18 protein-coding genes are annotated in these 17,667 nt (G+C 71.1%); 15 read left to right on the plus strand and 3 right to left on the minus strand.

Features of this window, described 5'->3' with window-relative positions; genetic code table 11:
- Positions 1 to 134 precede the first annotated feature (134 nt).
- The 6 genes from ABZ260_RS11295 to ABZ260_RS11320 all read left to right on the plus strand — a co-directional run bounded on the left by ABZ260_RS11295 (position 135) and on the right by ABZ260_RS11320 (position 4,811).
- A complete protein-coding gene (locus ABZ260_RS11295; protein ID WP_030904803.1) occupies positions 135 to 398 on the plus strand; it encodes a phosphoribosyl-ATP diphosphatase in 264 nt (87 codons plus the stop codon).
- Between the two features lie 61 nt (positions 399 to 459).
- On the plus strand, positions 460 to 1,305 hold the full coding sequence (gene hisG, locus ABZ260_RS11300) for an ATP phosphoribosyltransferase (protein WP_355615699.1): 846 nt from the start codon (positions 460 to 462) through the stop codon (positions 1,303 to 1,305).
- Between the two features lie 128 nt (positions 1,306 to 1,433).
- Positions 1,434 to 2,318, plus strand: a complete 885-nt coding sequence (locus tag ABZ260_RS11305; protein WP_355615702.1) for an ABC transporter ATP-binding protein — start codon at positions 1,434 to 1,436, stop codon at positions 2,316 to 2,318.
- Positions 2,318 to 3,052, plus strand: a complete 735-nt coding sequence (locus ABZ260_RS11310) for an ABC transporter permease (protein ID WP_355615704.1) — start codon at positions 2,318 to 2,320, stop codon at positions 3,050 to 3,052. The genes ABZ260_RS11305 and ABZ260_RS11310 overlap by 1 nt, the downstream gene beginning before the upstream one ends.
- Entirely contained in the window at positions 3,049 to 4,209 is a 1,161-nt protein-coding gene (locus ABZ260_RS11315) for a sensor histidine kinase (RefSeq protein ID WP_355615706.1), read from the plus strand. The genes ABZ260_RS11310 and ABZ260_RS11315 overlap by 4 nt, the downstream gene beginning before the upstream one ends.
- Complete coding sequence (locus tag ABZ260_RS11320) at positions 4,206 to 4,811, plus strand: response regulator transcription factor (RefSeq protein ID WP_350919024.1); 606 nt, start codon at positions 4,206 to 4,208, stop codon at positions 4,809 to 4,811. Before ABZ260_RS11315 ends, ABZ260_RS11320 begins: the two co-directional genes overlap by 4 nt.
- Positions 4,812 to 4,818: 7 nt before the next feature.
- On the opposite strand, the gene ABZ260_RS11325 is transcribed toward ABZ260_RS11320, so the two are convergent.
- Both ABZ260_RS11325 and ABZ260_RS11330 read right to left on the minus strand, forming a co-directional pair.
- Positions 4,819 to 5,661: a siderophore-interacting protein gene (locus tag ABZ260_RS11325; RefSeq protein ID WP_355615708.1), complete on the minus strand. Its 843-nt coding sequence runs from the start codon at positions 5,659 to 5,661 to the stop codon at positions 4,819 to 4,821.
- Between the two features lie 213 nt (positions 5,662 to 5,874).
- Positions 5,875 to 6,975: an EAL domain-containing protein gene (locus ABZ260_RS11330; RefSeq protein WP_355615710.1), complete on the minus strand. Its 1,101-nt coding sequence runs from the start codon at positions 6,973 to 6,975 to the stop codon at positions 5,875 to 5,877.
- Between the two features lie 132 nt (positions 6,976 to 7,107).
- On the opposite strand from ABZ260_RS11330, the gene ABZ260_RS11335 reads away from it, so the two are divergent.
- The 6 genes from ABZ260_RS11335 (at position 7,108) to ABZ260_RS11360 (ending at position 13,306) form a co-directional block, all read left to right on the plus strand.
- Positions 7,108 to 7,764, plus strand: coding sequence for an acVLRF1 family peptidyl-tRNA hydrolase (locus ABZ260_RS11335; RefSeq protein WP_350919033.1), 657 nt, complete (start codon positions 7,108 to 7,110; stop codon positions 7,762 to 7,764).
- A gap of 176 nt (positions 7,765 to 7,940) precedes the next feature.
- Positions 7,941 to 9,539 (plus strand): ABC-F family ATP-binding cassette domain-containing protein, encoded by a 1,599-nt coding sequence (locus tag ABZ260_RS11340; RefSeq protein WP_343972296.1) that lies wholly within the window; start codon positions 7,941 to 7,943, stop codon positions 9,537 to 9,539.
- A gap of 114 nt (positions 9,540 to 9,653) precedes the next feature.
- A complete protein-coding gene (locus tag ABZ260_RS11345; RefSeq protein WP_030904785.1) occupies positions 9,654 to 9,869 on the plus strand; it encodes a helix-turn-helix domain-containing protein in 216 nt (71 codons plus the stop codon).
- A gap of 135 nt (positions 9,870 to 10,004) precedes the next feature.
- Positions 10,005 to 10,808: an enoyl-CoA hydratase/isomerase family protein gene (locus ABZ260_RS11350; RefSeq protein WP_355615716.1), complete on the plus strand. Its 804-nt coding sequence runs from the start codon at positions 10,005 to 10,007 to the stop codon at positions 10,806 to 10,808.
- Between the two features lie 220 nt (positions 10,809 to 11,028).
- Complete coding sequence (locus tag ABZ260_RS11355; protein ID WP_355615718.1) at positions 11,029 to 12,903, plus strand: ABC transporter ATP-binding protein; 1,875 nt, start codon at positions 11,029 to 11,031, stop codon at positions 12,901 to 12,903.
- A 70-nt stretch (positions 12,904 to 12,973) separates the two neighbouring features.
- On the plus strand, positions 12,974 to 13,306 hold the full coding sequence (locus ABZ260_RS11360) for a transposase (protein WP_355615720.1): 333 nt from the start codon (positions 12,974 to 12,976) through the stop codon (positions 13,304 to 13,306).
- Positions 13,307 to 13,336: 30 nt separating this feature from the next.
- Here the strand turns inward: ABZ260_RS11360 and ABZ260_RS11365 are convergent, their stop codons facing one another.
- Positions 13,337 to 14,227: a sulfotransferase gene (locus ABZ260_RS11365; RefSeq protein WP_355615722.1), complete on the minus strand. Its 891-nt coding sequence runs from the start codon at positions 14,225 to 14,227 to the stop codon at positions 13,337 to 13,339.
- Between the two features lie 30 nt (positions 14,228 to 14,257).
- Here ABZ260_RS11365 and ABZ260_RS11370 point away from each other — a divergent pair, with 30 nt between their 5' ends.
- The 3 genes from ABZ260_RS11370 to ABZ260_RS11380 form a co-directional block, all read left to right on the plus strand.
- Entirely contained in the window at positions 14,258 to 15,181 is a 924-nt protein-coding gene (locus ABZ260_RS11370) for an LD-carboxypeptidase (protein ID WP_355615723.1), read from the plus strand.
- A gap of 39 nt (positions 15,182 to 15,220) precedes the next feature.
- Positions 15,221 to 16,165 (plus strand): hypothetical protein, encoded by a 945-nt coding sequence (locus tag ABZ260_RS11375; protein WP_355615725.1) that lies wholly within the window; start codon positions 15,221 to 15,223, stop codon positions 16,163 to 16,165.
- A gap of 220 nt (positions 16,166 to 16,385) precedes the next feature.
- Positions 16,386 to 17,667 (plus strand): Hsp70 family protein (locus tag ABZ260_RS11380; RefSeq protein ID WP_355615726.1); only part of this gene is annotated, 1,282 nt, incomplete at its 3' end.

The following is a 17,667-nucleotide window of genomic DNA, read 5'->3' on the forward strand; positions in this document are numbered from 1 at the left end:
CCGGACGGTCAAATGGAGTGGTGACCTCCGGAGATCACCCGGCGGTTCGCGTCCGGCGAGGGTGGACCCGCACACGCCGGGGTCGGTGAGCCCGTTAGGCTTGACGCGCACATCCGACGACGCCGAGAGAGATCATGAAGACCTTCGAAGAGCTGTACGCCGAGCTGTCCGACAAGGCGCGCACCCGGCCCGCGGGCTCGGGCACCGTGGCCGCGCTGGACGCCGGAGTCCATGCCATCGGCAAGAAGGTCGTGGAGGAGGCCGCCGAGAGCTGGATGGCGGCCGAGCACGAGTCGAAGGAGCGGGCGGCCGAGGAGATCTCCCAGCTCCTCTACCACGTGCAGGTCCTCATGATCGCCAGGGGGATCGGACTGGACGAGGTCTACAAGCATCTGTGAGCCGGTGCGCCCGGCTCCCGGTCTCGTAGGCAGATCCCGTCCACACGTAAGGAACCCAGTCATGCTCCGTCTCGCCGTACCCAACAAGGGCGCCCTCACCGAGGCCGCCCAGACGATACTCAAGGAAGCCGGATACCGCGCCCGCAAGGACAGCAAGGAACTCGTGGTCGTCGACCCGGAGAACTCCTGCGAGCTGTTCTTCCTGCGGCCCAAGGACATCGCCGTCTACGTCGGCGAGGGCACCCTGGACGCCGGGATCACCGGCCGCGACATGCTCCACGACTCCGGGGCGCAGGTCGAGGAGATCATCCCGCTCGGCTTCGGCCGCTCCACCTTCCGCTTCGCCGCGAATCCGGGGGACTTCGCCTCCGTCGCCGACCTCAAGGGCAGGCGCGTCGCCACCTCCTACGCGGGCCTGCTGGAGTCCTACCTGGCCGAACAGGGCGTCGACGCCCGGGTGATCAAGCTGGACGGTGCCGTCGAGACCGCCATCCGGCTGGGCGTGGCCGACGCCGTGGCCGACGTGGTGGAGACCGGCACCACGCTGCGCAACATCGGCCTGGAGGTGTTCGGCGAGCCGATCGCCCGCTCCGAGGGAGTGCTGATCAAGCGGACCGGCGCCGTGGAGGCCCCGGGCCTGCAGCAGCTCGTCCGCCGCCTGCAGGGCGTGCTGATGGCACGTGACTACGTGATGATGGACTACGACATCCGGGCCGAGCGGATCGAGGAGGCCATCGCCCTCACCCCCGGCATGGAGGGCCCCACGGTCTCTCCGCTGCACCGGGAGGGCTGGGTCGCGGTCCGGGCCATGGTCCCGCGCAAGGGGCACCAGCAGGTCATGGACCAGCTCTGGGAGATCGGCGCCAAGGCCATCCTGGTGACCGCCATCTTCGCCTGCCGGATCTGACCCGCCGTCCGCGCCCCTCCGCGCCACCGGTCCGGCCCGCGGCGGTGTCCGCATATCTGACAAATGTCATCTCCAAACCCGGAGAAGCGGCACTGAGGATTCCCGCCGGGCGCTCCTAGCGTTGGGGCATGGATGCCATCGCCCTCACAGACGTGAGCAAGAGCTACGGCAACGTGCTCGCCGTCGACGGCCTGAACCTCGCCGTCGAGGCGGGCCGGACCGTCGCCCTGCTCGGCCCCAACGGGGCCGGCAAGTCAACCTCGATCAACATGATGCTCGGCCTGATCCGCCCGAGCGGGGGCCGTGTCGAGATCCTGGGAGGCTCCCCAGAGGCGGCCGTCGCCCGGGGCGAGATCGGGGCCATGCTGCAGAGCGGTGAGCTCATCGGTGAGCTCACGGTCAGGGAACTGGTCGACTTCGTCCGGCGGCTCTACCCGGAGCCACTCGGTCTCGACGAGATCCTGCGAGTGGCCGACCTCACGGAACTGGCGCGGCGGCGCGCCGACAAGCTGTCCGGCGGGCAGGCGCAGCGGGTCAGGTTCGCCCTGGCCATCGCGGGCGCGCCCAAACTGCTGGTGCTGGACGAGCCCACCGCGGCCATGGACGTGGAGTCGCGGCTGCGGTTCTGGAAGAGCATGCGCGACTACGCCGCCGAGGGCCGGACGGTCCTGTTCGCCACCCACTACCTGGAGGAGGCCGACGAGAACTCCGACCGGGTCATCGTGATCACCCGGGGCCGGGTCGTGGCCGACGGCACCGCCGCCCAGATCAAGTCGGGGATCGGCGACCATGTCGTCCGCTTCACCCTGGGCGGGCAGCCGGTCGCGGGGCTGGACGGCCTGCCGGGCGTCTCCGCCGCGGAGATCTCCCAGGGCGTCGCCACGCTGCGCACCGCCGACCCCGACGCCACCGTGGCGGCCCTGTACCGGGGCACCTCGCTGGAGATCCGCGACCTCAGGATCAGCGGCGCCGACCTCGAAGACGCCTTCCTCGCCCTCACCCGGGAGTCCTGATGCCGAACTACGTCAAAATCGAGGTCCTGAGGATGCTGCGCAACAAGCGCTACATCATCTTCGTGGTGGGCTTCCCCGTGGTGTTCTACCTGATCTTCTCCGGCATCTGGGGCGCCCAGACGGATTCCGGCGGGGTACAGGCCGCCGTCGTCCTCATGGTCTCCATGGCCGCGTACGGGGCGATCGCGGCCTGCCTGATGAGCACCGCCGTGCCGTGGGCGCAGGAGCGGCAGTCCGGCTGGCTCCGCCAGCTCCAGGTCACCCCGCTGCCCGGCTGGGCGATCATCGTCACCAAGCTGATCGCCTCGCTGCTGCTGGTGCTGCCGTCCATGGTGCTGGTCTGCCTGGCCGCGGTCCTCACCCAGGGCGTCCGGTTGCCGGTGGGGGAGTGGCTCGCGCTGATCCCGGCCCTGTGGATCGGCGCCGTGCCGTTCGCCGCGCTCGGCCTGCTCCTCGGTTCGCTGCTGCCCGCGGACGCCGCGCAGTCGGCCGCGATGATCAGCACGTTCGGGCTGGCGATCCTGGGCGGGCTGTGGTTCCCTGTGGAGATCATGCCCGAGGCCATGAAGAGCGTCGTGCACGCGATGCCCTCCTTCTCCTACGCCGACATCGGCCAGCACCTCGTCGCCGGCGGCGCGGTGCCGACGTCCGCCGTGCTGACCGTCGTGGCCTGGGCCGCGCTGCTCGGCACCGCCGCGGTGTTCGCCTACCGCAGGGCACTCGCGCGCGCATGATGCGCGTCTCCGCGCTCACCTTCGGCGGGACGGGCGAGCGCCCGTCCCGCCTCCGGCGTCTGTCGGGGATCTCCATCGGCCTGGTCTACCTGTGCTTCCCGGTCCTGGAGATCGTCACCGGCGAGGTGTCCGGGGACAGGGCCGTCTGGGGAGGCGCCGGCCTGGCCGCCTTCGTCGCCCTCTACATCGCCACGGTGCTGAGCCCGAGGAACTTCGGCGACCCGACCCGCCTGACGTACTGGCTGCTGGGGATGACCACGCTCCTGGGGGTCGGCCTGGCGGCGGCCTTCGGCGGCGGCTGGCTGACCCTGCCGATCTACCTGGCCGTGATCTACGGCATGGCGCTGCGTCCCCGGCTCTCGGTGGCCGGCGTCCTCGCGATGGGCCTCGCCGTCGCGCTGATCGGCCTGCTGAAGGAGCACGACCCCGGTACCACCCTGGTGCTCGTCTTCCAGGTCATCACGCTCGGCGTCCTGTTCATGGGGGTGCGCAACACCCGGATGCTGGTGGCGAGGCTCCGCCAGGCACAGGAGGAGGTGGCGCGGCTGGCCGCGAGCGAGGAGCGGCTGCGCATCGCCAGGGACCTGCACGACCTGCTCGGCCACAGCCTGTCACTGATCGTGCTGAAGAGCGAGCTGGCCGGGCGGCTGGCGGAGAGCGGCTCGGAACGGACCGTGGCGGAGATCCGCGACATCGAGTCGGTGGCCAGGCAGGCGCTGGTCGAGGTGCGCGACGCCGTCACCGGCTACCGCCAGCGTGGCCTCTCCGGCGAGCTGGACGGTGCCCGCGCCGCTCTGGAGGCCGCCGGGACGAGGCTGACGATCCGGCTCGCGGGCACCCCGCTGCCGGACGCGCTGGACGAACTGCTGGGCTGGGCGGTGCGGGAGGGCGTCACCAACGTGATCCGGCACGCGCGGGCGACCCGGTGCGAGATCGAGGTGACCATGGACGAGGAGGTCGCGGCCCTGAAGATCGTGGACGACGGGTGCGGAGCGGCCTCGTACGGGCCGGGCAGCGGGCTGACCGGGCTCACCGAGCGGGTGCGGGCGGCCGGCGGCACGGTGTCCGCCGGGCCGCGGCCGGCCGGCTTCGCGCTCAGGGTCACGGTGCCGCATGCCGGGACCCTTCGCCCGCCGACGACGAGAGGGGTTCGATGATCCGGGTGCTGCTGGTGGAGGACCAGGCGATGGTGCGGGGCGCCCTGGCCTCGCTCCTCGGCCTGGAGCCCGACATCGAGGTGGTGGGAGAGGCCGCCGACGCCGGGGAGGCGCTCGCCGTGGCCCTGCGGACCAGGCCGGACGTCGCGCTGCTCGACGTCGAGATGCCCGGCGACGACGGCATCACCGCCGCCTCGCGGATCCGCGAGGCGCTGCCCGGCTGCCGGATCATGATCCTGACCACCTTCGGCCGCCCCGGCTATCTGCGTAGGGCGATGGAGGTGGGCGCGATGGCCTTCCTGGTCAAGGACAGCCCGGCCAGGGAACTGGCCGCAGCCGTCCGGCGGGTCCGCGGCGGCGAGCGCGTCATCGACCCGGGCTTGGCCGCCGCCGCGCTCAGTGCCGGCCCCAACCCGTTGTCGCCCCGCGAGCGTGACGTCCTGGTCGCCGCCTCGGGTGGTACCAGCATCGCCGACATCGCCGCGCGCCTGCACCTGTCGGAGGGTACGGTCCGCAACTACCTCTCCTCGGCCATCCGTAAGACGCACGCCCGCAACCGCATCGAGGCCGTCGAGCGCGCCCGCACCCAGGGCTGGCTCTGAGCCGGGTTCACGAGGAGAGCGCCGCGGCCTCCTCGGCCTCGATCTGCTCGTTCCACTCGCGCTTGGTGGAGCGCCAGGCCTCGTCGTCGCGGCCCAGGCGCCAGTAGCCCGAGATGGACAGCTGAGACAGCGGGATGCCGCGCTCGGCGCGCAGGTGGCGTCTGAGCTCGCGGACGAAGCCCGCCTCGCCGTGGACGAAGGCGTGCACGGCGTCGTCGGGGAAGTCCAGCTCGCGGACCGCTTGGACGAGCCGCTCACCGAACGGGCCACCCATGCGGTGCAGCCAGACGATCTTCACGTCGCCCGGTGAGTCGAGTCGCTGCTCCTCCCCGGCGTCCTCGACCTCGATGAAGGCCCAGGCCCGCGCCCCGGCGGGGAGGCGTTCCAGGGAGGCGGCGATGGCCGGCAGCGCGCTCTCGTCCCCCGCGAACAGGTGCCAGCCGGCCTCCGGGTCGGGGGCGTAGGCCCCGCCCGGGCCGAAGAAACAGATCTCCTCACCCGGCTGGACCCGGTCGGCCCACGGCCCGGCGAGGCCGCTGTCGCCGTGGTGGACGAAGTCGATCGTCAGCTCGCCCGCGTCGGCGTCCCAGCGGCGGACGGTGTAGGTGCGGGTGGTGGGCCACTGCTCGCGGGGCAGGTCGCGGCGGATCGCCTCCAGGTCGAACGGCTGCGGGTAGCTCACCCCCGCCGGGGCGAACAGCAGCTTCACGTAGTGGTCCGTGTACTCGTCCGCGCGGAAACCGGCGAGCTCCGGGCCGCCGAGCACCACCCGGATCATGTGCGGGGTGAGCCGCTCGACCCGCTGGACCCGGCCGCTTGTCACCTTGCGTGCGGCTTTCTCGTCTGCCATATGCCACTCCGGGGGAGTCAAAGTTAGGTGAACCTAACTCGTACCATACGTCACCGAAGCATAGTGATGGGGTTCGCCACCCGGTCTGCCCGTTCCGGGGGCGGCGATGATCCTGTGGCCTGCCGTCGCGGAGCCGGTGGCCGCCGTTATGAATCTACATCGTAAAGGCGATGGCGCCGGTGCGAAGACCCTCCGGCCTCGGGTGTCCGTGCCTCAGTGCCGCATGGACGCGACCTGGCGGATCAGGTCGGAGACCCGCACGATGCCCATGCAGCGGCCGACCTCGTCGGTGACCACCAGGTCGTCGTAGACGCGCTCGGCGTCGCGGCCCGCGACCTGCATGGCCGCGATGGCGGTGGTCGTCCTGGGGACCGCGCGGGCGGGGTCGGCCAGCCGTCCGGCGGGTTTTTTGCCGTGCAGGGCGTGGCCGAACCGGCCGGAGATCGACAGCAGGAAACGGCTGCGGTCGAGGCTGCCCTTGGGGCGCTGGTACTCGTCGACGAGGACCACGCTGGTGATGGACGGCTCACTGCCGAAGGCGTCGATCGCGGCTTCGGCGGTGGCCCCGTAGGGGAGGGTCACCGCGGGCAGCAGGAACTCCTGGACGCGTGGGCCGAGCGTGAAGCGGGACGGCTCCTGTTCGACGACCGGGAGTGGTACGTGCACCCGGCCGGACGGGCCGGGGGCCAGCAGCGGGCCCTGCGCGAGCCGGACCCCCCAGCCGCGGAGCGCGGAGAGCTGTGCCTCGTCGCGCACGCCGGGGGCCAGCACGTGCGCGCCCGCTTCCCGGGCGAGCCGGGCCAGACCCTCGCCGATGGCGGTGCGGCGCGGGTCGCGGGGCACCTGGGCGATCAGGTCCGGGGAGATCACCGCCAGGTACGGCGCCGCATCGGCGAGAAGGTCCAGCGGGATGTGCCCGGTGCCCAGGTCGCCCACCGCGATGAGGTAGCCGATGGCGCGCAGGCCGTCCAGGCCGACGATCAGGGAGCGGCGTTCGAACTGGGCGAAGTCACCCCGCACGGTGAGGATCACCTCGCGGGGACGCCGCCCGGACGCGCGGAGGGCCTCGTGGAGCGGTGCGAGCGCGGCCGTGCCGCCGATCACCGCGGCCGTCGGCAGGGTCAGCACCAGCGGCAGCAGGGTCTCGCCGGCGGCGGCGTCGTGCACGGTCTGGATCGTGGTGGAGATGTTCCCCCGGCCCGCACCTCCCGCCTGGAGCGCGATGACGCCTCCGGTGTCGAGGTCGACGACAGGCGTGAGGCCCGCGGGGGCCGCTGTGGGGTCCTGCGGGTTGACGTGCGCTCTGGTCGTCACGTTCAAAAGGATGGAGGCTCCTTTGGCGCCATAGAAGCAACGTGCAGGGATGTTCACTGATATTTCGCTATTCGTTGGATTTGTCCAGCGTGATCGTGTGTTCCGCGAGGTCAGCCGGTAGTGTCGCGTTTCATGACGTCGCGACCGGCCAAGGGGGGAGGCCGCTGGGTCTCGGTGGCGCCCGATCGCCTGAACCGCTGGATCGACGGTTTCGTCGACAGGCACGGGCCGCCGCGGGTGACGGCCTCGGCCTCCGCCGTACGCCTCGACGGCGCGGACGGCGCGGTCGCCGAGTGCCAGGTGCCGTTTCCGCCGCTCGTCCAGGCCGGGGGCGGTCCGCTGGCGCGTCTGGTCACCCACGTGCGCACCGAGCGCAGGGTCGGGGTGCTGCTGGTGCGGCTGGGGGGACACGCGGCGGGGATCTTCCAGGGAGAGGAACTGCTCTCCTCCAAGGTCGGCTCGCGGCCGGTGCACGGGCGCAGCGCGGCGGGCGGCTGGTCACAGCGGCGCTTCGCCCGGCGCAGGGAGAAGCAGGTGGACCAGGCGCACGAGGCGGCCGCCGAGGTGGCGCTGCGCGTCCTGGGGCCGCGGGTGGACGAGCTGGAGGCGGTCGTGCTCGGTGGAGACCGGCGCGCGGTCGACGCATTGCGCTCGGACCGCAGGCTCGCCCCGGTCTTCGCGCTGGAGGCCGAGCCCTTCCTGACGGTTCCCGATCCGAGGCTGGTGGTCCTGCGGGACACCCCCGCCCAGTTCCGCGCGGTCCGCATCAGGGTGAGCGATCCCACCTAATCGAGGAGAGCCGGGCCCTTGCCGCGCCGTACACTGATCGGTATGCGCACTCCCGATTGACCGTCGTCCCGATGAAGGCGAGACGGCCGAGCCGAGAGCCGGGAGACACAGGGCGCGGCGGGTTCGGCCACAGTGAAGTGAGCCTGTGTATTTCCTGCTGGGAGTGTTCTCCAACCATGATCGTAGCTTCTGACATCGAACTGCGGGCCGGGGCCCGCCTGCTCATCGAGGGCGCGTCGTTCCGGGTGAACCCCGGTGACAAGATCGGGCTCGTCGGCCGCAACGGGGCCGGGAAGACCACGCTGACCCGGGTGCTCGCGGGAGAGGGGGCGGCGGCCTCGGGCACGGTCTCCATCAGCGGGGAGGTGGGCTACCTGCCGCAGGACCCGCGCACCGGTGACCTGCACGTGCTCGCCCGCGACCGTATCCTGTCGGCTCGCGGGCTCGACGAGGTGCTGCGTGAGCTGCGCGAGGCCGAGCTGGGCATGTCCTCGGCGGACGATCGCACCAGAGATCGCGCCGTGCGCGCCTACGGGCGCCTGGAGGACCGGCTGCACGTGCTGGGCGGGTACGCCGCCGAGTCGGAGGCCGCCTCCATCGCCTCCAGCCTGGGGCTGCCGGACCGGGTGCTCGGCCAGCCGCTGGAGACGCTCTCCGGCGGGCAACGCAGGCGGGTGGAGCTGGCTCGAATTCTCTTCAGCGGGGCAGAGACTCTCCTTCTTGACGAGCCGACAAACCACCTAGATGCTGACTCAATCGGGTGGCTTCGTGATTTTTTACGATCTCACCAGGGCGGCTTGATCATTATTAGCCACGACGTGGGGCTTCTTGAAGCGACGGTAAACCGCGTCCTGCACCTCGACGCCAACCGTGCGGTGATCGACACCTACAACGTCGGCTGGAAGGCCTATCTGGCCCAGCGGGAGACCGACGAGAAGCGCCGGAGGCGCGAGCGCGCCAACGCCGAGAAGCAGGCCTCCGCCCTGATGTCGCAGGCCGACAAGATGCGTGCCAAGGCCACCAAGGCCAAGGCCGCGCAGGACATGCAGCGCCGTGCCGAGCGCCTGCTCTCCGGCCTGGAGGTGGAGCGGCGCGGCGACAAGGTCGCCAAGCTGCGCTTCCCCCAGCCGGCTCCGTGCGGGCGCACCCCGATCATGGCGGAGGGGCTGTCGAAGTCGTACGGCTCCCTGGAGGTCTTCACGGACGTCGACGCCGCAGTGGACAGGGGCAGCAGGGTCGTGATCCTGGGGCTGAACGGTGCGGGGAAGACCACCCTGCTGCGCATTCTGGGGGGCGTCGAGGAGCCCGACACCGGGGCGGTCAAGGCCGGCCACGGGCTCAAGCTGGGCTACTACGCGCAGGAGCACGAGACGATCGACCCCGGCCGTAGCGTGCTGGAGAACATGCGCTCGGCCGGGGGAGAGCTCCCCGACGTGGAGTTGCGCAAGGTTCTGGGCTCGTTCCTGTTCACCGGCGACGACGTGGACAAGCCCGCGGGGGTGCTGTCGGGCGGGGAGAAGACGCGGCTGGCGCTGGCCACGCTGGTGCTGTCGGCGGCCAATGTCCTCCTCCTCGACGAGCCCACGAACAACCTCGATCCGGCCAGTCGGGAACAGGTTCTTTCGGCGCTAAAGTCCTATTCTGGGGCGATTGTGCTCGTCACGCATGATGAGGGTGCTGTAGAGGCTCTACGACCCGATAGGGTGATCTTGCTACCTGACGGAGTTGAAGACGCATGGAGCGACGAATTTTCCGATCTTGTGGCACTTGCCTGATCTTAATTTGAGCGGGTACGGATCTTTTCCCGTGGAGTAGGTAGCCGATCTCGCTGAAATGACTGATCATGGCGTGTGTAACGCTGCGGAAGTCTGGCACTACAGGAGGTACTCGTGGCCGAGACTCTCAAGAAGGGCACCCGGGTTACCGGGGCCGACCGTGAAAAACTGGCCTCCGATCTCAAGAAGCGCTACAGCGCGGGTGAAAGCATCCGCGCTCTGGCCGCTTCGACCGGCAGGTCGTACGGGTTCATCCACCGCATCCTGAGCGAGTCCGGTGTGACTCTGCGCGGGCGTGGTGGCGCCACCCGGGGCAAGTCCAAGCGCTGACTCCGCCTCGGAACGCGCGACCGCAGCCGCTCGTCCCCCACACGCCGAAGCCGTTCCCGCCCGAGCCTATAGAACCTCATTCTGGAGAGTCGATAGGCTCGGGCGAGGCGGAAACGGAAGGTGGGAGAACGGGCGATGGTGGAAGTGGCGTTCGGGGGGAGTGCGGAGGAGATCTCTCTGAAGGAGGTCGGTCTGCGCTACGAGGTGGACGGCGAGATCGCGACGATCACGCTGGACCGTCCGGACAAGCGGAACGCTCAGACGTTCGCTACCTGGTCGGCTCTGGCTCATATCGGTGACAACCTGCCGCAGCAGGTGAGGGTCGTCGTGATCAGAGGTGAGGGGCCGTCCTTCTCGGCGGGGATCGATCTGAGGATGTTCACCCCGGAGGGGGTGCCAGGGCAGGGGGCGTTCACGTCCCTGGCGACACTCGACGAGACGGCTTTCGTCGACCGGGTGGCGGCGGCCCAGCGGGGTTTCCTCTGGCTGAGACGTCCCGACATCGTCTCCGTGGCGGCCGTGCAGGGCCACGCGGTCGGTGCGGGGTTTCAGCTGGCGCTCGCCTGCGACCTGCGGGTCCTGGCGGACGACGCCAAACTGTGCATGAAGGAGCCGGCCCTCGGGCTGGTTCCCGACCTGACCGGCACCAAGCCGCTGGTCGATCTGGTGGGCCTGTCCCGGGCCATCGAGATCTGCCTGACCGCCCGCGTCGTGGGGGCGCAGGAGGCGGCCAGGATCGGCCTGGCCGAACTGGTCGTCGCACCGGGGGAGTTGACGGAGGCCGTGCGCGACCTGACCGCCGCGCTGCTGGCGACCAACCGCGACGCCGCGACGGCGACCAAGCGGCTGCTCCAGGGTGCTTCGGGGCGCACGCTGGAGGAGCAGGCCGCGGCCGAGGCGCGCGAACAGGAGGCACGCATCAAGGCGGTTTTCGGGTAGGTCATCGAGCTTTCAAACGGTCCGTCATGTTCGGCGAGGAGACCGCCGGGCAGGTGAATCGCCTCCCCGCCACGGCTCCCGGCTGCGAAACGGCCGGGGCCCGTCTCGGCAGGGGAGGCGAGAAGCCGCCCTTCTCCTGGGCGAGCCACCGGTGTTCGCCTCAAGCTGACGGGGGAATGAGCGCGCCTCTCCCGGTGCTCGCATCGGGAGAGGAGGCCAGATGGCGATGATGGGTGGGGGCTTCGGCCCCCAGATGATGCGTTCGCTCCGGCGGGACAGTTCGGTGACCAAGGAGCGTCTGACGCCGGGCACGGTCCGGCGCATCGCCCGCTACGCCAGGCCCTTCTCGCGGCATATCGCCGCCTTCCTCGCGCTGGTCGTGGTCGGCTCGGTCATCGTGATCGCCAACCCGCTGCTGATGAAGGCGATCATCGACGACGGCATCGTCGCCGGGCGCCAGGGGGTGGTGATCGCCCTCGCGCTGGTCATCGCGGGCCTGGCGGTCGCGGACGCGGTGCTCACCCTGGCCCAGCGCTGGTTCTCCGCGCGGATCGGCGAGGGTCTCATCTACAACCTGCGCACCGAGGTCTTCGACCACGTCCAGCGCATGCCCGTGGCCTTCTTCACCCGCACCCAGACCGGCGCCCTGGTCTCCCGGCTCAACACCGACGTCATCGGAGCCCAGCGTGCCCTGACCAGCACGCTGTCGTCGGTCGTGGCCAACGTGGTCATGCTGGTGCTGGTTCTGGGCGCCATGCTGGTGCTCTCGTGGCAGATCACCCTCGTCGCCCTCGTGCTGCTGCCGATCTTCGTCCTCCCCGCCAAGTGGGTCGGCAGGAAGATGTCCGGGCTCACCCGTGAGCAGATGGAGCTCGACGCCGAGATGAGCTCCATGATGACCGAGCGGTTCAACGTCGCCGGCGCGATGGTCGCCAAGCTGTACGGCCGCCCGGCCGACGAGGCGGCCACCTTCGGCGGCAAGGCGGGGCGGGTGCGCGACGTCGGCGTCACCGTGGGCATGTACGGGACGGTCTTCCGGGTCGCGCTCGGCCTGGTGGCGGCGCTGGCCACCGCCCTGGTGTACGGCCTGGGCGGCCTGCTGGCCGTCTCCGGCGTCTTCGAGCTCGGCACCCTGGTGGCCCTCGCCGCCCTCCTGATGCGCCTGTACGGCCCGCTGACGAGCCTGTCGAACGTGCACGTGGACGTGATGACCGCGCTGGTCAGCTTCGACAGGGTCTTCGAGGTGCTCGACCTGCGGCCCATGGTCGCCGAGCGGCCCGACGCCGAGCCCCTTCCCGAGGGGCCGGTCTCCGTGGAGTTCGACGACGTCCGGTTCAGGTACCCCACGGCCTCGGAGGTGTCGCTGGCCTCGCTGGAGGCGGTGGCCCGCCCCGACACCGGGCCGGGCCACGAGGTGCTGCGCGGCGTCACCTTCACCGCCCGCCCCGGCCAGATGGTCGCCCTGGTCGGCCCCTCGGGAGCGGGGAAGACCACCATCACGGGCCTGGTCTCGCGCCTCTACGACGTCAGCGAGGGCGCGGTACGGATCAACGGCCTGGACGTGCGCGACGCCACCCTGGCCTCGCTGCGCGACAGCGTGGGGGTCGTCATGCAGGACGCCCACCTGTTCCACGACACCATCGGGGCCAACCTCCGCTACGCCAGGCCCGAGGCGAGTGAGGAGGAGATCTGGGAGGCGCTGCGGGCCGCCCAGATCGCCGAGTTGGTGCTGGACCTGCCCGAGGGGCTGGAGACCGTGGTGGGCGACCGGGGGCACCGGCTGTCCGGTGGCGAGAAGCAGCGGCTGGCCCTGGCGAGGTTGCTGCTCAAGGCGCCCCGGGTGGTCGTCCTCGACGAGGCCACCGCGCATCTGGACTCCGAGTCCGAGGCCGCCGTCCAGCAGGCGCTGAAGGTCGCGCTGGCCGGGCGCACCTCGCTGGTCATCGCCCACAGGCTGTCCACGATCCGCGAGGCCGACCAGATCCTGGTGGTCCAGGACGGCCGCATCGTCGAGCGGGGCCGGCACGAGGAACTGCTGAGCAGGGGGGCGGTCTACGCCGAGCTCTACCGGACTCAGTTCAGTCAGGCGTCCTGACCGCGTCCGCGGTGCCGGTGGCGCGCGTTCGAGTGGCTCTTCCAGCGCGGATGGTGTAGATCATGGGGGCGTGGAAGACCGGCTTAGACGTGATGACCTGACCGACGACGAGTGGACACGGCTGGCGCCGTTACTGCCCGCTCACGCCAGGCAGGGGAACCGGTGGGCCGATCACCGCACGATCATCGACGGAGTGTTCTTCCGGACCAGGACCGGCTGCCCCTGGCGGAAGCTGCCCGAGGCCTACGGCAAGTGGAAGACGGTCTACAACCGGCATCGCCGCTGGTGCCGGGACGGCACCTGGGAGGCGATCCTGGACGCGCTGCCGAGCGCTCCCGCCCGGCGGCCGGCCCCGCCCGGGGACATCCGTCCAGGTGCGATGTTCGTGGTCGCCAACTGGTGACCGGTTGACGGAGGGGAACGCGGGCCGGCGTCAGGATGAGGGGACGTAGCCCAGGCGGGTGAGCTCCTCGCGGGCGACCTTGGCCACCAGTTCGGCGTCCTGGCCGCGCAGGCGGGTGCGCCAGACGCCGACCTTCGGCATGTTCCGGCCCAGCAGGGCGATCTTGGGGACCCGCGTGTCCAGAAAGCGGGAGAGCTCGCCGATGGCCTCGGCAGGGGAGGAGACCAGGTCCTCGTAGCGCAGGGTCAGCAACTGCTCGCGGGGCAGCTCCTGGTGGAGCGAGGCCGCGAGCCGGACCGCGCTGCGCCAGCGCAGCGCGCACTTTCCCGCCGTGGGCATCGCCTTCCAGCGTTCGCGGTGCTCGCCGGAGCTGACACCGAGGAAGGGGTTGGGGAACTCCGTCTCGTCGCTCAGCATGGCCGGCTTGAACCAGGTCAGGGAGGCGGGGTCGGCCAGCATGTCGGCGGCCACGTCCCGGCCGTCCCTGATCAACTGGACGAAACGGGCGTCCGGAAAGGCCTGCAACAGCACCGAGGCGCTGTAGAGCAGGTCGGGGCTGGCGTCGCCGAAGCGGGCCACCGAACCCGAGGCCACGCAGGGGCCCGCTCCGGTCACGCCGCCCGCTTCCCGGCACGGGGCCGGGCACTCCTCGCAGGCGCCGGGGACGATCTGCCAGGACTCGGCCATGGCGTCGCGGAGCACGCGGGTCGCGCCCATGCCCCGCCCCGCGATCGAGGGGCGCCGGGCGAAGGCGTAGACGACGTGCGCCACCGCCGCACGTCCCATGGTGACGTGGAATCCGGGGGAGCGTTTCAGGGCACGGGCCAGCAGGTCCGCGCCAGAGTGCGGGGCGGCGAGCACGAACACCGGGTGACGGACCTTGATGCCGTTGACCACCAGGATGTGAGGCGGAGGTCGCATATGAAAGCCCAGTGTGGCACCGTTTGGGGAGTGAACGAACCGGCCGGCATACCGGTCCCGCCCTCGCCATGCCCGGGTGACACCGTGGCGGTGGTCGCCCCGTCGGGACCTCCCGATTTCGGAAGGCTGGCGCGTGGTGTCCGCGTCCTGGAGGGGCTCGGCCTGAAGGTCGTCATCGGGGCCCACGTCCTCGACAGGGACCGCTACCTGGCGGGCTCCGACGCCGATCGCGCCCGCGACCTGCAGGACGCCTGGTGCGACCCCGCGCTGAGCGCGGTGTTCTGCGCCCGCGGCGGCTACGGTGCCACCCGGCTCCTCGGCCTGCTGGACTGGGAGGCGATGCGGGCCGCCGACCCCAAGGCGCTCGTCGGCTCCAGCGACGTCACCGCGCTGCACAGCGCGTTCGCCGTGGAGCTGGGCGTCGCCTCCTGGTTCGGGCCGATGCCGGCCTGTTCCACGATCAGCGACCCGGAAGGGCCCGAGCCGCGCACCTTCGAGAACTTCACGGCCGCCCTCGCCGGGACGCCGCCGCCGATCACCGGTGACCGGGTGATCGTTCCCGGTGCGGTCACGGCACCGGTCACCGGCGGTAACCTCAGCCTGCTGGCCGCACTCTGCGGCACGCCGTACGCGCTGTCGGCCCGGGGGCGGATCGTCCTGCTCGAGGACGTCGACGAGGCGCCGTACCGGGTCGACAGGATGCTCACCCAGCTGCTGCAGGCGGGGGCGCTCGACGGAGCGGCCGGGTTCGTCCTGGGCTCCTGGGTCGACTGCGGTGACCCCTACCCGGTGCTGGAGGAGTTGCTCGCGCCGCTCGGGGTACCCGTCATCGCGGGGCTTCCGGTAGGGCATGGAGCGCCACAATTTTCAGTATTGCTTGGGGCACTTGGTGCTATTGATGCAAAATCGTGCTCTCTGACCTACTCAACAGGGGGCGTCGACAAGGCACTCTAGGTGCGAACCTAGGAGGAAACCGGCAGAGGGGGCGCACGCGTGAGACTGTTCCGGCGGCACCGTGACCGGCGAACCGAGGCGCTACCGCGCCCGATCGAAGAGGTCGATCTCGACTCCTTGCTCGCCCTGGTCGCGGACAGTCTCGGTTATGCCTGCGCCTTCGACCCCGGCGGCGCCGTCCTGACGCTCACCGGCCCGCGCCGGGTCGTGGTGCGACTGGCGGGGCTGCGCGCCGAGGCGCTGAGGCGCTCCCGCGAGGACTGGCCGGTGCTCGTCTCCGAGCACCTGGCCCACGTCCTGGCCACGGCGGACGAGCCGCTCGACGCCTGCGACCTGGAGCAGGTGCGCCCGATGCTGCGGACCCGCATCCAGCTCGACGACGACCTCGACTCGGCCCGCGTGGTCGGTCGTCACCTCACCGCCGACCTGGTCGAGGTGCTCACCATCGGCTACGGCCCCGCCGGTCGCCCGGTCCGCCCCGAGGAGGTCGGCTGCTGGCCGATCACCGCCGCCCAGGCGCTCGATGTGGCCCTGGAGAACGCCCGCCAGGACGAGCGGCTCTCGGTCACGGAGGGCGACCTCGGTGGCGTGGCGGTTCGCAGGCTGACCGGACCCACCGCCGGCGCCGCCGCCCACCTGCGCAGGCTGGGCGACTACCTGCCCGTCCCCTCCGACGGGGTCCTCGTCGCGCTGCCCGACCCGGCGACGCTGATCGTCCATCCGGTCGAGGGCATCGGCGTGGTCCGCGCGATCGAGCGGCTCCGGCTGTTCGCCCAGCGGGAGTTCGATCTGCGTGCCGAGGCGCTCAGCCCGCAGGTCTACTGGTGGCACGGTGGCCGCCTCTCCCTGATCAGGGCCGACCTGGTCAGCCAGGACGGACAGACCCGGCTGGTGGTCGCGCCCCCGCCGGACTTCGCGCGCGTCCTGGCGGCCATGGCCGCCCGCCCGGAGAGCCACCCCGACGGCGAGTCCGGCGCCGGCTGATCCGCCGGCCACCCGAAGCCGAGGTGGCGTGAGCACACCTCGGCACCGGGAGCCCCTCACCTTCTTCCGGTACGGGGACGATGTCGACCGCCGACCGTTCGCCATGGCGACCGCGGACGCGAGAGGATGTGTCCCGCCCCTCCACGCCCACCTCGGTGGCCGCCGCTCCCCTTCCCGGATCGGCCGGCGCCCCCGCCCGCGCCCTGGCCGTGGTCGCGAGATGGGGCATGATGAGGTCTGGATCTACGAGGAGTGGGACATGGCGCAGTGGTGCCTCGGTGTCGATCTGGGGACGAGTTTCTCCGCCGGGGTGATAGCGGCCGAAGGGCGCTTCGACGTCCTGGAGGTCGAGGGAGAGCGGCGCATCCCCTCCGCCGTCATGCTGGACGAGCGGGGGACGCTCGTGGCGGGCAGGATCGCCCAGCGGGGCATCGCGATCAGCCCCGAGCGGGTCGAGCGTAACCCCAAGCGCTACGTCGGCCGGGGCCGGATGCTGCTCGGCGGTGTCCCGGTGGACGTGGCCGACACCATGGCGGCGCTGCTGGAGCTGTTCGTCAGCGAGGGACGGCGGCGCTTCGACGGCGCCGATCCCGACTGCATCGCGCTGACCCACCCGGTGGCCTGGGACGCCGACCGTAAGGCGGTGCTGCTGGCGGCGGCCAGGAAGGTCGTCAGCGGCGTGCGGATCGTGCTCATCGACGAGCCCGTCGCCTCGGCCCGCTACTTCGCCTCCGCCGGGCGGGCGGACGGCGGGTCGCGGCTGGCCGTCTACGACCTCGGCGGCGGTACGTTCGACGCCGCGGTGCTCACCGTGGACGGCGGTGACTTCGCGGTCGTCGGCGAGCCGGGCGGCAGCGACGAGATCGGCGGCGAGGGGTTCGACGAACAGGTCTTCGCGTTCCTCGGAGCCCAGATCGAGGGGCTCGACGCCGACTGGTGGCAGCAGGTGACCACCAACCCCGAGCGCCGCTACGTCAGCTACGCCGCGGACCTGCTCAAGATGGCCAGGGAGGCCAAGGAGACGCTGTCGAAGTTCGACACCTCCTCGCACTACGTGGTCGGCATCAACGAGGACGTGCACATCACCAGGGCCGACCTGGAGGATCTCATCGGCGAGGAGATCGTCAGGACGGTCGACATCCTGGACGAGACGATCCGCGGTGCGGGGGTCGAGCCCGGCGAACTGGCCGCGGTGTTCATGACCGGCGGCCCCAGCCGGATGCCGCTGGTCCAGAAGGCGGTACGCGAGCGCTTCGGCGACCGGGTGCGGACCTACGACGACCCGAAGATCGTGGTCGCCTACGGCGCCGCGCAGCTGGCCTGGAAGCTCAAGGTCGAGCACCACGAGCCCGGTGCGGGCCGCACCCCCACCGGCGGCCACCGGGTGCCCGCCGGTGCGGCGGGTGTCTCCGGCACGGGACAGGCCCCCAGTGCTTCCGGCGCTCCCGGCGTCGCCGGCACGGGGCAGCGGGCCTTCACCGGCCCGGTGGCGAATCCTCCGG

The organism is Streptosporangium sp. NPDC006013 (assembly GCF_040614275.1).
GTDB lineage: Bacteria > Actinomycetota > Actinomycetes > Streptosporangiales > Streptosporangiaceae > Streptosporangium.